The sequence below is a fragment of the Sphingobacterium sp. UBA865 genome (genome assembly GCF_002295765.1).
GTDB lineage: Bacteria > Bacteroidota > Bacteroidia > Sphingobacteriales > Sphingobacteriaceae > Sphingobacterium > Sphingobacterium multivorum.
Window position 1 is genome coordinate 99,829 of record NZ_DBGB01000002.1, and the last position, 6,267, is coordinate 106,095.

General features: G+C 41.2%; 5 protein-coding genes and 1 pseudogene. All 6 read left to right on the forward strand.

Going from position 1 to position 6,267, the window contains the following annotated elements; all coding sequences use genetic code 11:
• Positions 1-89: 89 nt before the first annotated feature.
• Positions 90-1,151, forward strand: coding sequence for a hypothetical protein (locus B2O97_RS01590; protein ID WP_286766815.1), 1,062 nt, complete (start codon positions 90-92; stop codon positions 1,149-1,151).
• Between the two features lie 113 nt (positions 1,152-1,264).
• Complete coding sequence (locus B2O97_RS01595) at positions 1,265-1,738, forward strand: LIC11966 family surface protein (protein ID WP_286766816.1); 474 nt, start codon at positions 1,265-1,267, stop codon at positions 1,736-1,738.
• 291 nt (positions 1,739-2,029) lie between these two features.
• Complete coding sequence (locus B2O97_RS01600; RefSeq protein WP_286766817.1) at positions 2,030-2,764, forward strand: hypothetical protein; 735 nt, start codon at positions 2,030-2,032, stop codon at positions 2,762-2,764.
• Positions 2,765-2,803: 39 nt separating this feature from the next.
• Positions 2,804-4,381, forward strand: a complete 1,578-nt coding sequence (gene lepB, locus B2O97_RS01605; protein ID WP_286766818.1) for a signal peptidase I — start codon at positions 2,804-2,806, stop codon at positions 4,379-4,381.
• 132 nt (positions 4,382-4,513) lie between these two features.
• A pseudogene (locus tag B2O97_RS01610) lies at positions 4,514-5,392 on the forward strand (M60 family metallopeptidase).
• Between the two features lie 552 nt (positions 5,393-5,944).
• Positions 5,945-6,267, forward strand: a 323-nt coding sequence (locus B2O97_RS01615; protein WP_286766819.1) for a hypothetical protein, incomplete at its 3' end; no start/stop codon positions are given.

A 6,267-nucleotide genomic window follows, 5' to 3' on the forward strand; every position in this document is an offset into this window, starting at 1 on the left:
GGATTTCTACACCAGGTCAGAATTTCCCTTTACCTTTTAGAGAGCTTATTTAAAAAGGAAATATTTCATTAAAAGAAGAGAATAAGAAGATGTATACACTTAAAATTCAGAAACTGCGCAATCAGGTTGCACGCGTAGACAATACCTTGGAGAAGGTTAATCTATTGACACAGGCTATACGGATTGCAGATGAAAACCAAGATATTGAATGGGGATATGACCTTCGTTTAGATTTAATCAGTGAAGAGATAGACCTCGCTTTTTCAACCGAGTCGTTACCCGCATTTGCGTGGATATTACAAGCTTACGATGAAAATCCGGAACTCTTTAATGAAGAAGATTTCTTATGGCAATACAAATGGATGATGTCCGAATTATACGATAATCCTGCTGTCAGCCGTGAGCAGATTGAAGCAGCTTTGGGCGACTTTGAAAAACGCTTGATTCGTAACGGTTATGGAAAGCGTGCCATACACAATGAGGAGTTAAGTGATGCCCTTGCGCAAAAGGATATAGCTGCTGTCGAGCGCGCATTGAAGAATGTAAATGCTGTGCAGAGAGATGACATGAGCGACTGTGAAGCCTGTGAAATGGATGCCGAAGTATCAGCAACACTATTACAGTATGGATATGCTCCTGCGGCCGAGAAAGCCTTGCCCTTAATTGAAGGCCAGTTTACCTGTTCCCATGTCCCTTTGCGTACGGCCGTGAACCTGGCTTATGAAGGTCTTAAGCAAGGTGATACCGAACAAGCGGATAAAATGGCGCTGCTGGCAGAAAAGGAGGTTTTTAAGAAAGAAAAGGATTCCGCAATTTTGATCTCGACAATTAAACTAGCAACCTATTTTTCCTATACCGATAGTGGTAAAGCCAAGGAATGGATCGAACGTTTTTTACCTTGGGCCGATGGTCCCGAAAATAGATCCATGTTTCAATTGGCCTGCTACATCGCCGAAGCCATGAAGAACTTCGGTCCCGACGAACCTTTTATACTTGAGCTCGGCAATCAGCATAATCTTTTTCAAGGGAAAAATACCTACACCGCAAGTGAACTGGCGACCCATTATGGGAAACTAGCGGATCAACTTGCAGACCGTTTTGATCAACGCAATGGCAATCACAACTTTCGCAATCAGTTAATGTCCCTTTAGCTTGAATGGCCCCGGAAATCCCTGATTTCCGTGATGAAATCCCGATGATTTGAAGATTATCTTTGTGTAAATGAGCATTTAATGCTGAATTATAAAGAAAAAATAGATCAACAATGATTAAACAAATTATTACAGGCATGGTGACCGTAGCGGTATTGACTATGTCAAGTTGTAGTTCGGGAGAAAAAGATCCTGCAGCGTACAACAATTCGATCATTACTGTTATCAACAGTAGTGAAACACATGTGACGGAGATGAATGCCGCAATGAATGGTTCCGATTATACGAAAGCCGAAAAGGTACGTGCAGATTGGGAGAAATCTCTGAATGATGATATCAAGAAAGTAGAAGATCTGGGAGATTTCAAAGGCGATGCGACATTCCAAAAAGCAGTGCTTGATGGCTTAAATGGGTATAAGAAAATCGTTACGGAGGATTATCCCAAATTGATTGAGCTCCGAAAAAATAAAACACCAGATGCGACCAAAGAGTCTGCATTGCTTGACAATATCAATAAAGCGTTTGAAAATATGAGCAATGGTGTCAATAAAGCATCTACAGCATTTGAAAGTAAATATAAAAGTTAAAATCATTGCATGCGCAGTTCAGTAAGCCACATCAGCAAAAATGATGTGGCTTTGTTTTTTGCCGTGCAGCTATTGTTGCTTGAGAAACACGGGGTCCTAAAATCTCTGCGCAGTATCGTAGGACAGCACCTAGCAAAACAAAATGCTAACAAACGTTAAAACTCCTTAGGCTGAACTTGAATTTCATATTTTTATGTAGTTTTACGTGAAGCTTGGCGGAGAGTGCCAAGTATAAGTGAATACAGTCAAAGAGTTTATGCGATCAAAAGCTATTGACAAAAACAGATTTCAATGAAAGCCATATCAATTTTAACTGCTCTGATTTTGTCTTCCTGCGCCAGTATACTAATGACAGCCAGTGCCCAGGAAGCCGCAAAAAAATTGGATTACGTAGTGCTTATGAACGCAGATACCCTTTATGGAAAAATCTCCTCCATCAAGGATCACAAACTCAAATTTGAAAATCAACAGAAAGAGAAACTAACTTTTACCCCAGATCAGGTATTTCGTGCTTACTGGGAATCAAAAAGAAAAGTCTATGCACCCTCTTATGTCGAAAATGGCTTGGAACCTGTTCAGGGAACTTCTCCACAAGTATTTCAAATAGGTCGATATTATACAGAGGAGCCAACTTTTGCAGAAGTGTTGGTTGATGGAGAAATAATGGTTTATTATGTGTCTAATTTGAATCTCGGTGGTGGCGGCGGAATGATGTTTGGTACAGGCGGTGGAGGTACGATGTTATCCATTGGAGTCAGTAAGTCTAAATATGCCTATGCATTAAAAAAGTCAACCGGTGAGGTGATTGAAATAAATAGCAATACGAATGGACTTTTTAGCAACAGCAAAAAGAAGCGGACAATTGCTTTGGGGCGTTTGATCAATGACGAACCGGAGCTATTTGCTGAGTTTGAAAATGAAAAGAAGTACGATTATGATCTTTTTATAAAGTACGTTATGCGCTACAATGAGCTTCAACTTTCCAAAACCTCTTCCGAGGAGAGAAAGAAACTTATTATTTATTGATATTTTTTTTAATTACTGATTCTGCAATTAAACGAATTTATGATACTTACAATCTTTATTGTACTGACTATAGCCGCCGCTTACGGCTTTTGGTTGCTATTTGAAAAAGCAGGACGCAAAGGCTGGGAGGGAGTTGTGCCCGTCTATAGTCAGTGGATCCAATCACGTATCCTAGGCAAGAAGACCTGGCAGCTGATCCTTTTGCTGGTTCCGATCGTTAATATTTTTGTATTTTATAATCTCTACCTCGATTTTATTCATTGTTTTGGTAAAAGAAGATTTTGGGAAAACTGCGCCGCAGTACTGGTCCCTTTCATCGTTCTGCCACTTTGGGGCAAAGATAAAAATGTGCAATTTCTAAATGGGCTATACACCAAAAATCTGAAAGCAGCGCATGCCGAAGGTCGCGGGGCGACAAAGGAAGCTGAGTTGGAGATCGCACATCAATCTTATATGGATTATAAGAAGAAATATCCCTATAAAAAATCAATGGTGCGTGAATGGGCCGACGCGATTGTGTTTGCAACTGTCGCTGCAACGCTAATTCGTGGATTTCTATTGGAAGCATTTATGATTCCATCGGGTTCTATGCAGCAGTCTTTACTCATTGGCGATTATCTTTTTGTGAGTAAACTAAATTACGGTCCCCGCATCCCCAATACACCAATAGCCTTTCCTTTTGCACATCATACGATGCCATTAATAGGAGGGAAAGCCTTTTCTGAACTTATTGAACTACCCTATAAACGATTGCCCGGATTTCAAGAGATCAAACGGAATGATGTAATCGTTTTTAATGCACCAGCAGGTGATACTGTTGCTGTGGAAAATCAGGATTTGCCCTATTATGATTTGGTGCGTAGCATGGGACGTGAAGCCGTACATCAACAATTTACGATTCAGACCCGCCCAGTAGATAAACGTGAACATTTGATTAAGCGATGTGTGGGAATGCCGGGAGATAAAATCGGTATGAAAGAAGGGGTATTGTTTGTGAACGACAAGCCAGGTTTTGTTGCTCCGGAAAGTCAAATGGATTATATTGTGACCACCGATGAGACTGGTCTGGACGAACAGCGCTTGAAAGATATGGGAATAGAAGTCTCTCCCATTCAGCCCGGCGCTTATCTCATCTTTTTAACCCAAGAACAGGCGGCAATGGTGAAATCCTGGTCCAATGTCAAATCCATGCAAATGAACTTGGAAAAACCGGGAGTTACCCAAGCAAACACCTTTCCAAACGATCCACAATACAAATGGAACTACGATAATTTTGGCCCCTTTGTCATTCCTAAGAAAGGCATGACTATTCCTCTAAATGCACAGACCTTTCCGCTCTACGAACGAGCTATCCGGGTGTATGAAAATAACCAGTTGGAAAAGAAATCGGATGGGATTTATATCAATGGAAACCGAACAGATTCCTACACCTTTAAAATGGATTATTATTGGATGATGGGCGACAATAGGCACAATTCGCTCGATGCTCGGGATTGGGGATTTGTTCCGGAAGATCATATTGTCGGAAAAGCATTGTTTACCTGGATGAGCTGGAATGCAGATGGTAATGGACTTTCCAAAATACGTTGGAATAGAATTTTTAAAGGTATCCATTAACTATATTTTGCAGCTAGCAGATGTAGCCGAATTCCATCACAAAATTTACTCAATCGATTGTGTTATTTTTGCGCAATCGGTTGACTGTTGTTCTCTCGCAGATTATTTATTGCAAACGTTATTTATCCAATTATGGACGCAAAAGGTGAGCATATTCAGACGGCTTATCCAATAGAGGCATTGAAGCAGTATGCTTATGGAAAAGGCGTGGAGCTAATTCGTAATTACGATTCACTGGTGTATAGACAACATCGCTTAATGGGATTGGAGAAATATAATAAAGTACCGAAAAATCGTATTCTCGCGCGGGTGAACTATAATTATTACATGTTTCGTGATGGTGATGGGGTTGCCTATATGGGCGATAAAGTTGGTTACGCGATGAAGATGGTGGTAACGCCGGAATCGGTGATTAAAGGAGATCCTTGCTGGGGTTTCAGTCATGAGGTGGGCCACGTACACCAGACACGTCCAATGTTTAATTGGGGTGGTTTGGGTGAGGTGAGCAACAACCTGTTCTCCTTATATGTAACACGTTCGTTTGGTAATAAAACTCGGGTTTCAGAGCAGAACAATTTTTAGAAAGCGAGGACCAATATTATTGAAAAACGAATTTCTTATTTGTCCGATCCGGATGTATTCGATCGTTTGATTCCTTTTTGGCAGTTACAGCTTTATTTTGAGAGTGAGGGAAAACGCCCCGATTTTTATGCTGATCTATTTGAGGCTTTCCGTCAGCAGAATATGAATAAACCAAGAAGACAGCGTTCAGATTGGAGTTCAGATCGCATGATGGGTGAGCGTAATCCTGCCGTCCATCAGCTGAATTTTGTTAAAACAGCCTGCGAAGTGGCCAAATTGGATTTGACGGATTTCTTTGATAAATACGGATTCTTTTTCGTTGGTACCTTGGAATACGACGATTATGGAAAGTATACCTATACCATGACGCAGGAAATGGTTGACGCCTGTCGTCTGGCAATTAAAAACATGAACCTACCCCAAGCCTAAGGCTGATCTTACAGCATTAAGAGACTAGGATAGGTAAACTGGCGCAAATGAAGCTCCGAATCGCAGTGAATGATTCGGAGCTTCTGTGTTTAGTGAGTATAGCTTGTGGATCTCGTTATTGTCTTGACGTTTTAAAAACTGAATGAACTTCCTGTGAGAAATTCTTTCTATCCTCTTTTAAAGTGAATAAGATGTTTTTAGCTGTGATTCAATTATACCTTGATACCTACCTTATGATAGGACATAAACTTTTAGGGGAGAGGCGAGTTCTAAGTGTGTATTTATGCGTTGCTGAGCCCTAGCATTCTTTTGTGCCTTTATAGCGTCTTTTTCCGAGTTATTTTCACGAGGCGGAACCCTAGTTCTCCCTAAATGAGCCATGCTTCCCCAGTAAATAAAGAAGAGTTAAGGATGCTTTATTCTTTAGTTTAGCTTTTGTTTATATTTAGCTTAGTATTAAGTTAGGTTTAGTTTAGCTTTAACCTATACTATACCTAAACAAACTCTAACTAAACCCTAAACTAAACCTAGTAAACAGGTAAGAAAGTATAGTTGCAAAAGAGCGTATTCCAAAACCTGTGTGCTGCCACCTTTTCGACCTTACCGATATCCGTCCGTCCCCTGTTATATCCTGCGTTGCGGTTTCTTTCCGATGCGATCTTTCCGGTGGCACAGTTTTCCGGATTTTCCGATATTCTTCCGTCCATCAGTTGCGCGCGGCATCTCGTCCCCGGTATTGGCTGCTTATGTTTGCCGCTGCAGGCGGTGCTGAAATCCCCGGGGAGCCTTTTTCACGGTGCCTTGGGCTTCCCCGCATTCGCCCGGGCTGCCGGAGCCGGCGTTCCAAACCCTGCGATCACCTGTTTTACAAAAAG